Annotated in this window: 15 protein-coding genes; 7 read left to right on the top strand and 8 right to left on the bottom strand. The window is 45.8% G+C overall.

Annotation, left to right across the window (positions count from 1 at the left end; all coding sequences use genetic code 11):
- Positions 1–51: 51 nt before the first annotated feature.
- Both BLS69_RS17815 and BLS69_RS17810 read right to left on the bottom strand, forming a co-directional pair.
- Complete coding sequence (locus BLS69_RS17815) at positions 52–2352, bottom strand: helix-turn-helix domain-containing protein (protein WP_091034008.1); 2301 nt, start codon at positions 2350–2352, stop codon at positions 52–54.
- Between the two features lie 316 nt (positions 2353–2668).
- Entirely contained in the window at positions 2669–4183 is a 1515-nt protein-coding gene (locus BLS69_RS17810; protein ID WP_091034005.1) for a glycoside hydrolase family 43 protein, read from the bottom strand.
- Positions 4184–4360: 177 nt separating this feature from the next.
- On the opposite strand from BLS69_RS17810, the gene BLS69_RS17805 reads away from it, so the two are divergent.
- Positions 4361–5224: a helix-turn-helix domain-containing protein gene (locus tag BLS69_RS17805; protein WP_091034003.1), complete on the top strand. Its 864-nt coding sequence runs from the start codon at positions 4361–4363 to the stop codon at positions 5222–5224.
- A gap of 73 nt (positions 5225–5297) precedes the next feature.
- Here BLS69_RS17805 and BLS69_RS17800 read toward each other — a convergent pair whose 3' ends face one another.
- From BLS69_RS17800 to BLS69_RS17785, 4 genes are all read right to left on the bottom strand, one after another.
- A complete protein-coding gene (locus BLS69_RS17800; protein ID WP_091034000.1) occupies positions 5298–5867 on the bottom strand; it encodes a YdeI/OmpD-associated family protein in 570 nt (189 codons plus the stop codon).
- Positions 5868–5878: 11 nt separating this feature from the next.
- The gene (locus BLS69_RS17795) at positions 5879–6388 is read right to left on the bottom strand and encodes a DinB family protein (RefSeq protein ID WP_091033996.1); all 510 of its coding nucleotides are present in this window, start codon (positions 6386–6388) and stop codon (positions 5879–5881) included.
- An 83-nt stretch (positions 6389–6471) separates the two neighbouring features.
- Positions 6472–7389: a helix-turn-helix transcriptional regulator gene (locus BLS69_RS17790; RefSeq protein WP_091033993.1), complete on the bottom strand. Its 918-nt coding sequence runs from the start codon at positions 7387–7389 to the stop codon at positions 6472–6474.
- A gap of 274 nt (positions 7390–7663) precedes the next feature.
- Positions 7664–8581, bottom strand: coding sequence for an ArsR/SmtB family transcription factor (locus tag BLS69_RS17785; RefSeq protein WP_091033990.1), 918 nt, complete (start codon positions 8579–8581; stop codon positions 7664–7666).
- 397 nt (positions 8582–8978) lie between these two features.
- On the opposite strand from BLS69_RS17785, the gene BLS69_RS17780 reads away from it, so the two are divergent.
- The 6 genes from BLS69_RS17780 (at position 8979) to BLS69_RS17755 (ending at position 16730) form a co-directional block, all read left to right on the top strand.
- Positions 8979–9890, top strand: coding sequence for an arabinan endo-1,5-alpha-L-arabinosidase AbnA (locus tag BLS69_RS17780; protein WP_053061664.1), 912 nt, complete (start codon positions 8979–8981; stop codon positions 9888–9890).
- A gap of 132 nt (positions 9891–10022) precedes the next feature.
- Positions 10023–11363, top strand: a complete 1341-nt coding sequence (locus BLS69_RS17775; RefSeq protein WP_091033985.1) for an ABC transporter substrate-binding protein — start codon at positions 10023–10025, stop codon at positions 11361–11363.
- Between the two features lie 157 nt (positions 11364–11520).
- On the top strand, positions 11521–12411 hold the full coding sequence (locus BLS69_RS17770; protein WP_036611613.1) for a carbohydrate ABC transporter permease: 891 nt from the start codon (positions 11521–11523) through the stop codon (positions 12409–12411).
- A 26-nt stretch (positions 12412–12437) separates the two neighbouring features.
- Positions 12438–13280, top strand: a complete 843-nt coding sequence (locus tag BLS69_RS17765) for a carbohydrate ABC transporter permease (RefSeq protein WP_036611483.1) — start codon at positions 12438–12440, stop codon at positions 13278–13280.
- Between the two features lie 56 nt (positions 13281–13336).
- Positions 13337–14758, top strand: a complete 1422-nt coding sequence (locus BLS69_RS17760) for an arabinan endo-1,5-alpha-L-arabinosidase (protein ID WP_091035130.1) — start codon at positions 13337–13339, stop codon at positions 14756–14758.
- A 988-nt stretch (positions 14759–15746) separates the two neighbouring features.
- Positions 15747–16730 carry a glycoside hydrolase family 43 protein gene (locus tag BLS69_RS17755; protein ID WP_091033982.1) on the top strand — a complete coding sequence of 328 codons (984 nt, stop codon included), beginning with the start codon at positions 15747–15749 and terminating at the stop codon, positions 16728–16730.
- 110 nt (positions 16731–16840) lie between these two features.
- On the opposite strand, the gene BLS69_RS17750 is transcribed toward BLS69_RS17755, so the two are convergent.
- Together BLS69_RS17750 and BLS69_RS17745 are read right to left on the bottom strand one after the other, a co-directional pair.
- Positions 16841–17503, bottom strand: coding sequence for an ABC transporter ATP-binding protein (locus tag BLS69_RS17750; protein WP_091033980.1), 663 nt, complete (start codon positions 17501–17503; stop codon positions 16841–16843).
- On the bottom strand, positions 17500–18615 hold the full coding sequence (locus BLS69_RS17745; RefSeq protein ID WP_143023591.1) for an ABC transporter permease: 1116 nt from the start codon (positions 18613–18615) through the stop codon (positions 17500–17502). The genes BLS69_RS17750 and BLS69_RS17745 overlap by 4 nt, the downstream gene beginning before the upstream one ends.
- Positions 18616–18636: the final 21 nt, after the last annotated feature.

Below are 18636 nucleotides of genomic sequence, written 5' to 3'. Positions count from 1 at the left end.
ACATTGTTTACTGTTTTGAGATGTAACCATTCACAGAGACAATGTATCCCTTTATCCAATACATTCCTCGTCATCATCATCAGGGGAATCGGCGGAGCCGTTGGGACGGTGCATTTTACGGTATTGCCCTGGGGTATAACCCGTCTCTTTTTTGAATTTGCGGATGAAGTTTGGTGTATCCAGGTAACCGACACGCGTGATGATATCTTTTAACGGATCGGTAGTATGCAGCAGTAGTCGAATGACCTCATCCATCCGTTTCTGCCAGATATATTGGGTAAAGTTCATGCCGATCTTTTCTTTGAAAGAACGACTGAAATAGGATGAAGAGATCGTGAATTTCGATGAAATCGTACCCAGACTGAGATCATAATCAGAGAAATTGGCATCGATATAAGCAACAATTTCATCCATCAGGGAGCTTTCTTCCGTTTCACTCTTTGCCTCGACATGGGCGCAGATTTCGGCGGCAAGACCTGTCAGTTTTTTCTCCAAATCCTCCAACGAGTCGTAGGAAGTGATCCTTGGAAGTTGATCAACCACATGATGAATTCCAAGCTCCGAAGCGGTTTTGAGCATTGTATTCAGAATATCAAAGCAGATGCAACGCAGCAGCGGTACAGACGGCATTTCGGATTTCAGGGTATTCAACGCAGTTGACACCATCTGAACCGCCACATCATAGCTGCCTTGTTTTAAGCTCTGAACCAGCTTTAATAACACATCCTTAGGAACCCAGAAGGAAGAATCCTGTACATCGGAACCGGAAAGGTTGTTAAAGTATGTACTGCTGCCCTGTCCATGCAGCATCGATGCTTCCAGAGCGGTCGAGGCCTCAATGTAGGACTGATTCAGCTGTTTCGGATAAATGTACCGATTGCCTATCCCAATTGCGGGCGCGACCCCGGTGTGTTCTGTCACCATCCATTGCAGTTTTTCAACAATAGGCTCCATACGAGCATTCAGTCTACCTTCATGCTCTATTTCGGCATCGAATCCCACGATAAGGGCCAATTGGTCTGCCTGTGGCAGCTCCACGCCGTAAGCATATGCAGACAACTCCGGCAGCTCCACATCGTTCATCAGCTGCATGACAGTAGGTTGCTCGGGGTTATCACCGATAGGAAAAGCATGCATTTCCCAGCCCATGGTCATCACAAAATAATGGGATCGGTTAAAGCGTATGCCAAGCTTATCCGTAAACTCAGAGGGGAAATCTCCGGTGTGACCGTGCTTCAGCAACATGAGCAAAATATGATTGCGAGCATAGGGCTCCTGAAGATCTACGCGCTGACTATAATCATGCAGTGTTTTCTTAATCCATTCCAGCTCGTTGGTGGTGGAGGATGGATCAGGATCATTTTTCAACCGAATGAACTCCATTAAGTCTGAAATCGGATGGTAATGTCTTCGGGCCAACATAATGGCGAGGAACGTGCCCATCACCACCATGAAGGAGAAAACAAGAACAACAAAGGTGCGAATATGAACGATTCGGCTAAAAAATTGGTTGCTCGGCATAGCGGTCACATAAGTCCAACCCGCATCCGATTTAACGGATACAACCGAATGTGGTTCTTGATTTAAGGAGATGCTGTGCGTTCCGGGTTCAAGAGCAAACAGAGCGTTAACTTCCTGTTCGGATATGATTTCTCCCTTGTAATTGGCTGCCAGTACTTGCCCGAAATTATCGAAAATATAAGTCATCCCGTGATAGTCGCTGAGGATGGAATCAATTAGGCCCGTCAGATTGGACTCGTGAATCAGGTACATGACGGTTCCATGGGCGGGCGTATTGTTAGGTGCAATCGGTACAAGGTAGGCCAGCATGGAATTGGGTATTCTGGTTCCTTGGACGACCTGCTCCGCTGGACGTATCGTGGGGGACTGTACGTTATTCAAATCCCGGATCATGTCTGTTTTGTTCCACGTAGTAAATTTGTAGCGGCCAGTGAATACATCCAGGTTCTCAGAACCTTGAGAAGAATAGATGTTATCATCTCCGCGGAAGAACAGGAATAACTCATCGATAATGGAACTGGTAGCTTTGTATTTGACCAATGCGTTTATTGATTCCCGGCTATAGTACGGATGGTGGGTCCAATACCGCGTTAACTGCTCATCGTAGGCGATGCGAAAAGCGATGTCTTGTAGTTCCTTCATGCGATCATCAATGACAGTTTTGGCTTGAGTGAGCTGATTGACATTGGTCTGCTCGATCTCTGAACGGAGCGTGTCCACAGCGTTGTGATAAATAATGATGGTTAAAATAACAAGAGGGATAAGGAAAATGGAGATATAGGATAGGGTGTACTTAAACAGAAGCTTGGACTTGAAGTGATTCCATTTCATATCTGCAACCTCCCGTTTTTCTTTCGTGCTGCAGCGATAGCGCTCTCATATGGGCAGTGAAGTTATTGCCAAGATGGGAACTGCTGGGGTGTTCCTTCTAAAAATACTAGGAGAACTTCTCTAATAAAGCAATGGTTCTTTTATAAATTCAAGTGCAATCCGTAATAAAGATATAGCTATAGCAAAATCCCCTCAAAGTTCACTCATTTCCTTATGCTACCACACAAGGCTTTTCAAAGAGTATCTACTTTAAGGGGATAATTTTAGCTTATCATATATTATATTTTTCTATTACTGAATATAGGAGTTAAAACGATTATTCGTCCAGAGGTTCATAGTCAAACCAATCGTAACTTGCAGGCGTACACTCCCCCGATGGAGCATAAGCGTACATGGCGATCATCACACCTGTGAAACCACTTGCCACTTCGGTAGATAACAGATGTGTTTCCCCTGAACCCACTTCGATGGCATCGGATGAACCTTGCTGGTAGAGGAACGTGAAGTGATTACGGTCAGCCTTGATTTGTAATACAACCGGCCCCGTGTCACAGTCAAACACCTGCTCGGTTCGCAGAGAGCCGACGGTTCGCCGTAGTATGATTTTCTTCTGCCCATCAACCTGTGTTACAGCCAAATCGTAATGATATTTATCATTCATAAATAAGGTTAATCCGGCTTCCTCACCGCTCGCATTTGGCTCATAACGTAGCTCGGTTGCCATATTGCATAAGAAATGGCTCAATCGACGCCCGACAAAGGCTGGATTTTGTCCATCATCGAGTGAAACCGAATGACCTCGGAGGATGATCTGCCCGGGATTTTCAGTGAGCGTCCAACTACCCGGAGCTGGATTACGTAAGAAGATCCAGTTCATGCCTAATGATGGTTCGTCAAAATCATCCCGAATAGCCTGAGGTGACCAAGGGTGCTCAGCCAACAAAGGCCCAGTCATCTCCTGCTCAATATGTCCGTCCACACCGATCATCGGCCAACCGGTGTCCATCCAAGTGACAGGTGCCAGGAACGTTTCGCGTCCCAGATGGTGCCGCATAGGGTAACCTGCTGGACGAATGCCAAGAGATACGGCCCACCAGCTTCCATCCTGGATCTGGACAAGGTCTGCATGACCGGTTGCGTGAATGCTGGATTTCATGCTCCGATTGGACAGAATCGGATTATGAGGACACGGATCAAATGGACCGTATGGCTCTGTGCTCCGAGCAATGGTCTCCATATGACCATACTCGGTTCCACCTTCGGCGATCATCAGATAGTAGAGGCCGTTTATTTTATACATGTGGGGAGCTTCGGGGGCTGCTCCTCCGGTTCCAGTCCAGATCAATCGGCTATCGGTTAGTCTGGCTCCGGTCGTGATGTCTATCTCGCATTGATAGATGCCCTCACCTTCATCGCCGTTACAGGCCGTTTGAAAATACACATGTCCATCTTCATCGAAGAGAAAAGAGGGATCAATGCCGCCCTGATCAACAAAAATCGGAGCAGACCATGGTCCCTCGGGCTGGGCACTACGTACATAAAAATTTCCGCCGCCGCTGACATTGGTTGTTGTCATATAGAACCAACCATCATGGTACCGGAGTGTTGGGGCAAAAATACCGCCAGAGCTGCCTGCGTTCGCTAAAGGGAGTTGCTCAGTGGTTGTGAGGACATGGCCGATCTGTCGCCAGTTCACAAGGTCTTTGCTGTGGAAGATGGGCACACCAGGGAAATATTCAAAGGTACTGGTTACCAGATAATAGTCTTCATCTACACGGCAGATACTTGGATCTGGATAAAACCCCGGAATCACCGGATTGGTATATTTCATCATTATGCTCCTATTCATTTCGAGAGTTTAATATGGATCTGAACGTGAACGTATGAAATGTATCCTTGCTATAAGGGGAATTATATCGTCTTTAATCATTTCCAACCTTGATTTTTCGGTCCTCGAATAGCATGATATAGACATTCAACCCAACATGGTCTGCGGAGGGGAATGCTTTTGAGTAATGCATATTTGAGATGGTTTACTTCGGATCAGCAGTTTCCATTTTTCATTCAGTATGGTGGACACGACCAAGACATGGAACTTCATAATCATGTGGACTTTACGGAACTTGTCATTGTTCTGAGTGGTCATGCAACCCATGTGGTGAACACCGAGGAATTTTTTATTAAAAAAGGGAACGCATTTGTGATTAATGGCGACACTCATCATGCGTATAAAGACCCTCATGATTTTAGGATCTGTAACATTATGTTCAGTCCCGAAATGCTTGCTTCGGCTGGGCCTGATCTGAGAAAATCTAACGGCTTCCAGGCGCTGTTTGTTTTGGAACCGTTTTATCGTAATATTCACTCCTTTCCGAGTAAATTGGCTTTATCCATTTCCAGTCTGGAGTATGTAGAATCGCTGATATCGTTCATGATTGAGGAGTATCAGAGTAAACAGCAAGGGTATCAGACGATGTTGATCTCACGTCTTACGGAGATGGTTGTTTATTTGTCGAGGCAATATGATACGCAGGAGAAGGGGATCGAAGGTAATAATCTGATGCATCTGGCAAATGCCATTTCATTTATCGAAGATCATTATCTGGAGCCATTGTCGCTAGAGGATATTGCGGGGAAGTCGAATATCTCAATAAGGCATCTGAATCGGATTTTTCGATCCTATTATCAGATGACCCCGATCTCTTATCTGCAAAAGTTGCGTTTGGAGAAGGCGTGTCATTTGTTGAAAAACGGGAATATGTCCATCACGGAAATTTCGTATGAATGTGGATTTAACGACAGTAATTATTTCACCCGTCAGTTTAAGAAAGCCTTTGGCAAGTCTCCCAAAACATACAGGCAGACTCATTAATATCTGACCGAATATAAGACACCAAAACAGGGCCTCCTCATATGGAGGTCCTGTCTGCTGTCTCGGGAAAAATTCAATAGTCCAAAAGCCGTCCGTTGTCATGCCACTGACCGTACATTTTATTTTCCTTTGTGTTGGTTATGAACTTATCCAGTCTGCTCTGGAATAATGCTGGCTGATTCTTAACACTTTGGATCGTATCGATCCGAACGTTTTGATACAGGGTAGGGAAGGCCATGAAATTTGCATAAACCTGATGGTCTTCTTTCAGCCTTTGTTCGATCACACCATCAATAGTGAAAGCATTTGGCTTCATAACAGGAAGAACCTCTCTACCCTCGTCATGCATGAAGCCCAACTTTTCAAGTCGACGGACACGTTCCTTGTTCAATTCAGTCCATGAGCTACGTTTACTCCTAGGAGATAATCTCTGTGCTAATTGAGTCTCGGATATTTTCTTTTTGACTCCATCGATCCAGCCAAAACACAGCGACTCCTCAACCACGTCCAAATACAGCAGGGTATTCGGCACGGGTTTTATGCTTATCATTACCCAGCAAGATTTCTCAACTTTTCCATGCGTCTGCAACCAATTTCTCAATTCATTTCTCGACGTCACGGGGATACAATTTACATTTTCCATCCGATTGTCAACTATACTTGAGCCTGTTCCTGATACCAAAAGAGTGAATAGTCATTCATGATGGAGGCATGCCCTAATTGACGCAGCATGGTAGAAACATTGCCTCGATGATAGGTGCCGTGGTTAACAGCATGGAATACGATTTCCGATAAGCTGGTTTCGCGAACGCCGGCAAATGGATTATCGAGTAGAATGGTTTGCTCCAGATCCGCTTGGCCTCGTAACCACTCACTGTATTGTGCCGACAGGTCGGTAAAATGTTTGATGTACTCATCCACAGAACCGTGAATTTCACTATTTAGTGGTATACATGCTTGCAGTGCCTCGGGCATACCGGTGCCATTCAATACCTCGTACCACATTTTATCTACGGCGTAGATATGGCTGAGTGCGTGAGCAATGGTTGGAAACGAACTGTTCACTTCCTGACTCAGTACGGAAGAGGGCAGTTCCTTGATTCTGCCCAGGATGGTTTGAGTGGCCCATGCGTGGTAATTATACATTTGCTCCGGATGATTCATTGATAATCGTCTCCTTTAATTTCGCGATAGATTGGGTTAACTTACTGAGATGATTATAAAAAAAGAAGTATGACAACAGCGTGTCATACTTCTTCATAGAGCTTAAGTGCGTTTTGAAGTTGTTCTTTCAGGATGCCTCGTAATTCAATCGGTTCAAGCACCTCAGCACCACTTCCCAAACTAAGCAGAAACGACCAGAGCCATCTGGCTTGTAACGGTTGATGAACCTGGATCCGCATCGTCATACTTCCATCCTCGTGAAATTGCTTATCTGCCTGTTGAAAATGATCCATGGCTTCCGCGAGCGCTTCCGGGTTCACCCGAAATACCACATCACTAACCTGATCTTGCCATGACGGATCTGACACAACTGTCTCTTGGGGAAGCTCAAGGTGGGGTTGGAAGTGTTCCGATGTCAGTTGCACGTTCATCATCCGGGACAGTCGGAACTCGCGATAATCCTGCCGTGTCTGGCAAAATCCATAAACATACCAATTACGATATTTAAAATGAAGTCTTACCGGTTCCAGATGGCGGGGTGTATGTTCATTTTTTGTATTGATGTAGTCAAAACGGACAACCTGATGATCCGTAATACCTTTACGCAGATGAGGAAGGGCATCAGGTTCTGTTCGGCGTGTCTCCAGATCCACCGATAGGCTTGAGGTTTGATGCTCCGGTCCAATCGTTTGCAGACGTTCAATCGTGCCTTGTGCACGTGCATCTTCGAATACTGTGGATAGACTGCTCAGGACCGTGATCAGGGAATCCACATCATAAGAACCAAGCAAGCTTTTATCCATCTTGTATCCGTCCATCATGCCGTAGCCGCCTTTGAGTCCCTGATGGGAGACGACCGGGAAGCCGGCGGCACAGATTACATCAATATCCCGATAGATCGTTCTTGGGGACACCTGAAACTCTTCCGCCAAGGTGGAAGCAGACAATACTTCGTGGTTCAGCAATTTGTATATGATTGAGATTAATCGCTCCAATTTCAAAAGGTATCCCCGCCCGTTATTCCATTTTGTCATTACAGGCCATTATTATATCACGACATGGTGAACAACATGGAGGATCACAAAGGGTCTATAGGAAGTCATATCATCCAGTATGTTTGTTTCAACTTGGTTGAATAAGTTCTTAGGCGAGATGAAAAAAAGAGTGCTGGATAGCACCCTTTTGAAGACAAATTGTTGTTGCTGTTGTTGTGTTGAACAGTTACGTTAGCAAATCGGTCGAGGCTTAATATCGAGTGAATAGTCAGAGCCGGCTCTACTCTTCTTGCACGTTATAGAGAACCCGAGCGAGCAGATTCTGTCCATAGTTACCGAAGTTTTTACCAAAGATCGTTAAGCCCCGTTTGTTCAAAGGTTCGTCCGTAACCGCAATGCGGAAGTGAATATCGCTTTTGTAATCCAGCCCAATCTGGTCCAACGTCACGTCCGAGATGCGGCATCCGTCGATATAGCTGCCTTCCTGTGTAATCCGGATCAGCTTCAGCATGCCGTACTGATTCAAGTGCGGAGGCCACCATTCCGGGTTGAAGGTACCGCGTGTATTGCCAAAATCCCCCGGACTAGTCCAGCAGCCAATCTCAATACCGTTAATGTAGAAATAAATATCCGAAGGGTAATTGTCACAAAAGCCAGGGGCCTCCGATCCCAGTTCCATCGACAACTGAATTTCGCTAAACGACTGATTAGGCTTGAGATAGTTGGGAATCCGATATTCCAGATAACCTTCAGCCAGCCAGATCATCTCCGCATCAATTCGCAGTGGATCAGCAAAGTAACGCGGATCGTCGAACTCTCCAACAATGCTGTCCCGGGTAGCGAGACCACATGTAGGTGCAGCCTGATAATCGCTGTAATGACCGACCTGAATTTCCACCTCATAACGATTGTTAATCTCCTGTGAACGCAGATCAACCATCAATTTTTCCTCATTGAGATAACATATCTTCTGAATTCCATGTTTGCCAACGGCGGTGTTGATCTCGATCAATCCGCTCTCTTCAAGCTTCTTGATATGCATTGTGATGGCACCATTGCTCAGTCCTAGCTTGGTTGCGAGATCATTGAGATTAAGGCTTTGGTTCTTGGCCAGCAGCTCGATGATCTGAATCCGGATTTCCGAACTGAGCGCTTTGAAGATATTCACACCCGACATCAGATCTTTAATATAAATCATAGGTGGATTTCCTTTCCCCGTTCTGAACAAAGTCTTCGACACAGACATTTGCACATTTATATGTTTTATTTCAGATAATTATAAATCATTCCCTCATGGAAGGGAAGGGTGGAGAAATAGAAGCCAAAACCCTTGTGTATAGCGCAAATACGAAAATATAATCTATATTTTGTTCACTATTCCGGTTAAAATAAGTGTTAATCAGTTCACATATATTTGAAATATACCATTGAAATGTAATGTAACCGCTTTTATAATCCTATTATACCTAAATTGATTCATTACTTCATGAACCTAATTAACCATTTGATCAGGAAAGGTGGAGTTTGGTTTGGAAAAGTTAAGCAATGTGAAGAGGTTTAAGTGGAAACGGTTGGCGTTACCGGCATTACTTGTGATGGTATTACTGCTGGCAGGTCAGTCAAAAGCTTTGGCGGCGTTCTGGAATCTGACCGGAGATACCGCTGTTCATGATCCGTCGATTATCAAAGAGGGCAGTTCCTGGTACACTTTTTCAACCGGCCCGGGCATTCAAGTATTGAAATCCGATAATGGATCGTCCTGGTATCGTGTTCCACAAATCTTCTTAAGTAAGCCATCCTGGTGGGCTTCTGCCGTTCCGGGACAAAGCGGATTGGATGTATGGGCACCGGATGTAGAGCAGTATAACGGAAAAGTATGGCTCTATTATTCGATCTCTACCTTTGGCTCCAATCGGTCTGCAATTGGTCTTGCGTCTGCGAACAGTATTGGTGCAGGGCAATGGAAGGACGAAGGATTGGTGCTTCAAACCACGACCGCCAATAATTATAATGCCATTGATCCGAATCTGGTCATTGATGCTTCAGGCAATCCATGGCTGGCCTTCGGTTCTTTCTGGAGCGGTCTGAAGATTGTCAAGCTGGACAAAAATACGATGAAACCGACGGGAAGTATAACTTCCATTGCTGCGCGCCCGAATAACGGAGGGGCTATTGAAGGACCAAGTATTGTATATCGTGGCGGTTACTATTACCTGTTTGCTTCCATCGATTCTTGCTGCCAAGGGGTGAACAGTACCTACAAAATGGTCTATGGACGTTCGACCAGTATAACAGGCCCTTATGTGGACAAAAACGGAGTTAATATGCTGAATGGTGGCGGAACGATATTGGATACAGGCAATGTGAAATGGAAAGGTCCAGGTGGTCAGGACGTGTACAACGGTAATGTCATCGCAAGACATGCCTATGATGCAGAGGATAATGGCAATCCGAAATTGCTGATTAATGACTTGCTTTGGGACTCGAATGGCTGGCCGAAATACTGATTTGTTTTAAATAAATATAAAATGTTTTATAAAAGTGTTGACTAAAGTGATCTGGATTTGATAAATTTAACAACAGAAATCTTATTTCATCCAATTGAATACGGTTACAAGTCCAGATCAGGAGGGGTTCAGATGGTAAAGAAAAAGAGTTGGGTCACATTTATGCTTCTTATGCTGGTAAGTGCGCTGGTACTTGCGGGATGCGGAGGAAGCAGCGGTGCAAGTGGGGACAAGGAGTTAACATTTATGTTCCGCGGCGGTACAGACGAGCAGAAAGCATACCAAGCGGTGGTCAAGAAATTCGAAGAAGATCATCCGGGTGTGAAAGTCAAAATTATCGTAACGGCTGCGGATCAATATGCGACCAAGCTGAGAGCGGCAATTACAGGCAACAGCTTGCCTGACGTATTTTATATCAATCCGGGTGACGTGAAAGCGTATGTGAACAGCAATGTGCTGATGAACCTCACTTCGTATATTGAAAACAATCCGGATGTGGATCTCGATAATATCTGGAAATACGGCGTGGACCTGTATCGTTATGATGGAAAAATGGCAGGACAGGGCGATATCTACGGTATGCCGAAGGATCTGGGGCCATTTGCACTGGGCTACAACAAAACGTTGTTTGAAAAAGAGGGCATCCCACTCCCTGACAAGGATAAACCATACACATGGGAAGAGTTCATCAAGGTGAACCAGCAAGCGACCAAAGATACCAATGGGGACGGTAAACCGGATGTGTACGGTACCGGATTCAACGTACAGTGGGCACTGCAATCCTTTGTATGGAGCAACGGTGGGGATTGGTTGGATGAGACCAAAACTAAGGTAACGATTGATGATCCAAAATTCGCGGAAGCACTGCAATTCTTCGCAGATATGCAAAACAAATACAAAATCACACCTTCCATTGAGGAAGCGCAAACATTGGATACGTATCAACGCTGGATGAAAGGTGAAATGGCTTTCTTCCCTGTAGGCCCATGGGATATGAGTACATTTGAGAAATTACCTTTCGATTATGATTTGCTACCTTTCCCTGCGGGATCGACTGGCAAATCGGCAACATGGATCGGATCTCTGGGAATTGGAGTATCTGCGAAAACGAAACATCCAGAAGAAGCAGCAGCATTGGTGAACTACCTTACAGCTTCGAAGGAAGGCATGCAGCAACTGGTGGATGCCAAGGTACAGATTCCGAACTTGCTTGATATGGCAGACGAGTGGGCCAAAGATACATCCACGAAACCAGCCAACAAACAGGAATTCATTGATATCGTTGAGGATTACGGCCGGGCTCTGCCAGGTAACTACACGTACAATGCGGAATGGTATGACCTGTTCTTCACAGACATCCAGCCGGTATTGGATGGCAAGATTACAGCCGCAGACTATGTGAAGCAGCAACAACCGAAAATGCAAAAACTGCTCGACAAAGCGGTTGAACAAGAAAAGAAATCTCAGAAATAGTAGATAGGAAAGGGTGATGCCGGCAGCCTGCAATCATGCTGCTGGCATCATTCGTATTGGAACTTATTGGATTCCATACGGGCATGTGGCATTCGTTGATCGGCAAGGTTCAATCGAAGAATGCCACATGCTGATACTAGAAACAGGGGTGAACGCCGTGATTACGAAATCGAGTTTGTATCGCAAAGAGATGCTGTACGGATATCTGTTTATTTTACCTCCGATTCTTGGATTGCTGATCTTTGTCATGTTCCCGTTCCTCTACTCCCTTTATGGTTCCTTTACGGATTGGGACGGACTGGGACAGATGAACTTTATCGGTTTGGCCAACTTCAAGGATTTGCTCACGGATGACCTCTTCTACAAAGCGATGTTTAATACATTTTTCCTGATGCTTGGTATTCCGATTGGATTGTTGCTCGCATTGTTGCTGGCCATGGGTCTGAATCGTAAAATTCCCGGCACAACGACATTCCGTGTGATCTATTACATTCCAGTCATTTCTTCCCTCGCTGCGGTGTCCATTATGTGGAACTGGGCGTACAACGGGGATTATGGTCTAGTGAACCAGTTCCTTGATCTGTTTGGGATTAAAGGTCCTAACTGGCTCGCGAACAAAGACACGGTCAAACCCGCTCTGATTATTATGACGGTGTGGAAAGGTCTCGGATACACGATGTTATTGTACTTGGCGGCACTGCAAAGTGTATCACGTACATACTACGAAGCGGCTGAACTGGATGGAGCCAATGGGTTCCAGATCTTCCGCAATATCACCTGGCCTATGGTGAAGCCAGTTACCTTTTTCCTCATTGTTACAAATATCATTGGTGGTTCCCAAATCTTCACCGAGATGAACATTATGACACCTACGGGTGGTCCTGAATATTCTTCGGCATCAATCGTCTTCTACATCTGGCAGAAAGCCTTCAGTAACTTGCAGATGGGTTATGCCTCAGCGATGGCCATGATTCTTGGTATTTTCATTTTTGTCATTACCCTGGTGCAATTCAAAATGAACGAAAAATCAGCCTATGATGGGGATTGATTGTCAAGGAAAGGAGTGAACCGGAGATGTCTTACAGTCAAAAGAGGAAATTAACAAACTCGATCATTTTTATCGTACTTGCGATTGGGGCAATTGCAATGATTGCACCACTGATCTGGATGTTGTCCACGTCATTGAAGGAGAAGCAAGATGTGTTCGCGCTTCCGCCTGTATGGATACCTGAAGTATTCCAATTTGGAAAGTATAAAGAAATCTGGGAAGCAGGTCCGCTGCTCAGCGGGATCAAAAACAGCCTCATCGTTGCGGTGAGTGTAACGGTGGTGGGTACGTTTACGTCCAGTATCGCAGCCTTTGCTTTTGCCAAATTAAGATTCCCACACAAAAATAAACTGTTTCTCGCGTTGCTGGCATCCATGATGATTCCTTATCCAACAGTCATGATCCCGCAATTCATCATGTTTGCGAAGCTGGGCTGGGTGGATACGCTGTTACCACTGATTGTTCCTGGCCTGTTCGGTAACGTAATCATGATCTTCTTCCTGCGCCAATACCTGCTTAGTGTACCTGATGCGATTATTGAGGCGGCCAAAATCGATGGAAGTTCCTACTTCCGGCTGTACTCCAGTATTACGTTTCCACTCATCAAACCGGCGATTGCTGCACAGTTGATTCTCTGGTTCATGGGCATCTGGAATGATTATCTGGCACCGATTATCTATCTGAATTCACCGGAGAAGCAGACGTTACAGCTCGTTATAGCAAACTTTAATGCCACGTATGCAATTCAAACCGATTACCCACTTATTATGGCGGCGTCGATTGTGGCTCTGTTACCTGTATTAATCATCTTCCTGATCTTCCAGAAACAGATTATTGAGTCGGTTGCTATTTCAGGAGTGAAGGGATGAACCAGCGGAAGAAATTCCGACGGTGGTCGAATTCAGGAAAAGGAGTGGTTGCTTCCATGTTGTTATTGTTAGTTGTTGGAGCTACAGGTTGTTCCGGAGAAGGAGCAGGAGAAACGGTGTCCCGTCCGCTCTTCCCTGAAGCTCCTCAAGATACTCAGTTGTATGACACTTCCATTTTGGACGATGAATCACGCTGGACGGTGAACAATGCGCATGATCCAGCCATTATCAAAACAGATCAGGGATACTACGTCTATTCCACAGACGTTCGTGTAGCAGGAGAAGCGAAACCCGGCGTCATGGTACGCAAATCGGATGATCTGATCCACTGGACATGGGTAGGTCAGGCTCTGCCCGGGATTCCGCAAGAAGCGCTGGACTGGACAGGTGCGGTCAATCTGTGGGCACCGGATGTGATTCAGGCTGGTGATTCCTATCGGATGTATTATTCGGCTTCTTCTTTTGGCAGTACCCAGTCGGCTATTGGTCTTCAGACATCCTCATCCCCAGAAGGTCCATGGACAGATGAAGGACTGGTTGTGAAAACCTCTGCGAATGAACAGGACAAATTAAATGCCATTGATGCCAATCCCATCGTAGATGCCGAGGGCAATTCGTGGATGGTATACGGTTCATTTTTTGACGGCATCTATATTGCGCCACTCGATCCGGAGACGGGGAAATTTAAGGACGAGGGTTATGGTACACGCATTGCCGCTCGGGATCGTGCTACCGAAGAAGGTGCAGTCGAAGGTCCTTACATTGTGTATAACCCCGAGTTCAAAAAGTATTATCTGTTCGTCTCATATGATTCCTTGTTCGAAGATTATAACGTGCGGGTTGCGCGGGCTGATTCAATCACAGGACCATACACGGACATAAACGGCAATAACATGCTGGATACGGATCATCTGCCGCAATATGAGATCGGCACCAAAATTCTCGGCGGTTATCGCTTCACAGAAGGCGAGGGCTGGGTTGCGCCCGGACATAACTCCGTGTTGAAGGACGGAGACGATTATTACATCGTGCATCATGCACGGGGTGAGACGGATAAAAACTGGCCATATCTGCATGTACGCAAAATGTTATGGACGAAGGATGGTTGGCCTGTCGTTTCACCTGAACGTTACGCTGGTGAAACAGCACAGGATGTTCCGAAGTCCATGATAGCCGGGGAGTGGGAAGGCATGGCGCTTGATCCGTCCGTAGACGGGCAAATTCAAGCCGTGCCTTATACCCTAACGGGCAACGGTAAAATTCAAAGTGAAAAAGGTTCAGGAACCTGGACATTTGATGGCAAACAAACACTGACACTAAAGTGGAAAGAAAGCCCATGGGGCGGAGCTTCCACGGAAGAGCTGAAGCTGCTGCCGTCCTGGGACTGGGAGCGAAGCCAGCCCGCGCTGGTGGTGACAGGGCTCAATGACCGCGGTGTGGCGGTCTGGGGCAAGCAGATCAGCGCTGTAGAGGAATAAGGGTCGACCCAGAGGTTGCACAGCTGGCCACAAGATTATAGGCCAGCCGTGCACTTGGTTGGGAGAGTCGGCTCAGGGCAAAGCGGTCCACACTATATTTACCGAGCTACATTCAAGGCTCGAAGTGAGGCTGTAACCCAACGAGCGCGAAAAAAGTGAGCTACCGCTCTAAGGGTGCACAAGCAGAGAGGGGGAGGAAGGAGCCGCAGGAGCGAGTTTGGCATCCGATTTCAACCGCAGAGAGCGGTGATAAAAAGAAATCGGAGGACAAGAGAGCACCAAGGTCCTACCGCCACCGAACGTCTGCTGTGCATGGCAAAGCTGGCCAATAGCTCTGCGGCTAGCCCTGCATTACATGGGGAGAGTTGACCAAGCGAAGCGGTCAATCCCATAAGACCGAGCCACCAAAAAGGCTCGAAGTGAGGTTGTAACCCAGCGAGCGCGGTGAGAGCGAGCTGCCGCTCCGAGGGTGCACAAGCAGTAAGGGGGAGGAAGGAGCCGCAGGAGCGAGTTTGGCATCCGATTTCAACCGCCAAGAGCGGTGGGCAAAAGAAATCGGAGGACAAGAGAGCACCAAGGCCCTGCCACCCCCGAACGCCCGCTGTGCATGACAAGCCGGCCAATAGCTCTGCCGCCAGCCCTGCATTACATGGGGAGAGTTGACCCTGCGAAGCGGTCGACCCCATAAGACCGAGCCAACAAAAAGGCTCGAAGTGAGGTTGTAACTCAGCGAGCGCGGTAAAAGCGAGCAACCGCTCCGATGGTGCACAAGCAGTGAGGGGGAGGAAGGAGCCGCAGGAGCGAGTTTGGCATCCGATTTCAACCGCCAAGAGCGGTGGAAAGAGAAATCGGAGGACAAGAGAGCACCAAGGCCCTACCACCCCCGAACGTCCGCTGTGCACCACCCCAAAAAGGTTTTCGTTTTTTGCGCAATTGGGTTACATCTCCAAACTTCGAGCCAAACAACATTTGAAAGGGGAGCATTCCCATGACTGATTCCATTAAATTTACTAATCCCATCCTGGAGCAGCGCGCTGATCCTTGGGTGTACCGTCATACAGATGGTTACTATTACTTCTCCGCTTCTGTACCAGCCTTTGATCGGATTGAGATCCGGCGAGCAGAGACTTTGGAAGAGTTAAGAGATGCCAAGCCAGTAACAGCTTGGACCAAGCGTGACACAGGGCCAATGAGTGCCAACATCTGGGCACCGGAGATTCATTTTATCGATGGCAAATGGTACATACACTACGCTGCGGCTCACACCAGTGAGACCAACGAAGGACTGTTCGATCATCGGATGTATGTTCTAGAGAACGATTCCGCGAATCCACTCGAAGGAGAGTGGGTAGAGAAAGGGCAGATTTACACCCGGTGGGAATCATTCGCACTGGATGCAACGACCTTTGAACATAAGGGAATCCGCTATCTGGTCTGGGCGCAGAAAGATCCTGATATTGTGGGCAACTCGAACCTGTACATTTCCGAAATGGAAAACCCGTGGACGCTACGCGGCGAACAGGTCATGATCTCTACACCGGAGTATGATTGGGAAATCATCGGCTTTAAAGTTAATGAAGGAGCAGCGGTGATGCATCGTAATGGACGGTTATTCATTGGATACTCAGCCAGCGCGACCGATTACAATTATTGTATGGGTTTGCTCACCGCAGATGAAGATGCCAATCTGCTTGATCCGGCGAGTTGGGTGAAATCACCCAAGCCGGTGTTCCAGACTTGTGAAGCGAACGGCCAATACGGTCCGGGCCATAACAGCTTTACGGTGTCACCGGATGGCAAGACCGATATTCTGATTTATCATGCCCGTAATTACAAAGACATCGAGGGTGATCCCTTGTATGATCCGAACCGCCATGCCCGTGCTCAAGTAATTCATTGGCGTGAAGATGGCACACCTGATTTCGGTGTTCCGGTCCCAGATGGCAGCGCAGTAGTTGAAGTGAAAGGTTAAATTACAAGGTTGTGCGCCTTCATAACTCATTTACACACAGAAAGACCCGTAGAGAGCACTTGTTCAAAGTGCGCTTCTTACGGGTCTTCATTATGGAGAAGAAACTTATTTTACAGTTCAACCATTTTCCCATCGACAATGGTATATAATCTCTTACAAATATCGGATACCACCTGATTATGAGTCACGAGTACAATGGTAACACCTTCTGTTACATTTAGAGATTGAAGGATATTCAAGATGTTGGACTCGGCGGACTCGTCTAGAGCACCTGTAGGCTCATCTGCCAGGATGATTTTGGGTTTTCTGATAAGTGCTCTTGCAATAGCCACTCTTTGAGCTTCACCCCCGGAAATCTCATTGGGATATTTATGGACTAAATCAGAAATGTGCAACTGGTTGGTAATAGCTTCAACGCGGTGTTTCAATTCCTTTTTGGGGGTGTTCTTACTTAGTAAAGGCAGGGCAATGTTATAAAAGATATTTTTTTCTTTAATCAGTCCATAATCTTGAACAATAAAGCCAATTTCATCTCGCCGTAACTTTGTTTTTCGCTTTTCATCTTTGGGTTTGATTAGTTGATTATCAAAGAAATATTCCCCTTCATCAGCTGTATCCATACAACCTAGAATGTTCAATAGCGTTGATTTTCCAGACCCGCTTCTGCCTATGATTCCTACCAATTCTCCATCCTCTACACGAAAGGAGACATTAGAAAGTATCATTCTTGTACCATAAGATTTATTGACGTTTTTTAAGGCAATTACACTCATTGGTTTCCACCCCGTATTGTTTTTGACAATTGTAGATGATTAATTGTTATCCATGAAGGAATAAAGGATATAACCGAAAGTATGATACTGAATAACAGCAAAGTTGGAATACTTATACTTTTAATCATTACATATGACAATAAAAAGGCCATAAGCAGGGAAACGGTATTTACGAGAAATATCTCCAGAAGAATGGATAAATTAATGACCAATCTACTCACCCCGTTGGCAATCATGACCCCATACGTAAATTGACGCAGGCTGATTTTAGCGGCAATACTGGTAGATAAGCTGAACAGAGTCGTAACACCAATGACAAAGGCAAATATAATAAATACCTGTTGTAGTTGCTCTCCCTCAAGGCCCCACATCGTCAAATAAAAATTGGATACACCCTCTACGACATAAGGTTCCATGTCAAGTTGTAAACTTTTTTTCGTGAAAAGCTCCTGAATTGAATTTGCTGAGAGGGAAGAATGTATATACCCGCTGGTTTTATCCCAAAGTAGTCTCAACATAAACGTTCCATCATGAGCATAAATATCCTCTGCTTCAAAAGAAGGGAGCATAACGACCCGATCCAGGTATTTCAACGAATATCCATCATTGTAAAAACTGTGTTTCTCCAGAATGCCAATGACCTTGCATTTCAAATCTATCCCCATATAGCCCACATCTAAAATTTGCCCAAGCTGAAGGTAATCCTTGTATTCGTAACCTGCAACAATAGGAATGATCGTGTTGTTTATATCGTAATCCCCTGCACGGAAAATACTGCCCTGATGAGTACGGATAGAAAAGTGGTCCATAAACGCTTGATTTACCTGAATACTTTCATAGGCATCTGGAGTCTCTTGTCCAGCCTCATACCCATACTGGAATTTTGCAGGTAAGTCTTGAACATCTAAAAAAAGATGTTGTTTGCTTGCAACAATATACTTAAAAAGGGGATTGTTTTTTTCCCACTCGTACAGGTCATTTAAGGTTTGCAAATGATCAGATTGAGCGAGGAAGTCCCGTTCCTGTTCATCAAAATAATGATCATTGACTTTATACAAAGTGGATGCAGCATTTTGGACACTGGTTGAAAGTTCTTGTGTATTAGAATTCAAGCTCAATATCAAAATAATTAA

This window comes from Paenibacillus sp. CF095, assembly GCF_900101225.1.
Taxonomy (GTDB): Bacteria; Bacillota; Bacilli; order Paenibacillales; family Paenibacillaceae; genus Paenibacillus.
This window is presented reverse-complemented; position numbering and strand designations above follow the sequence as displayed.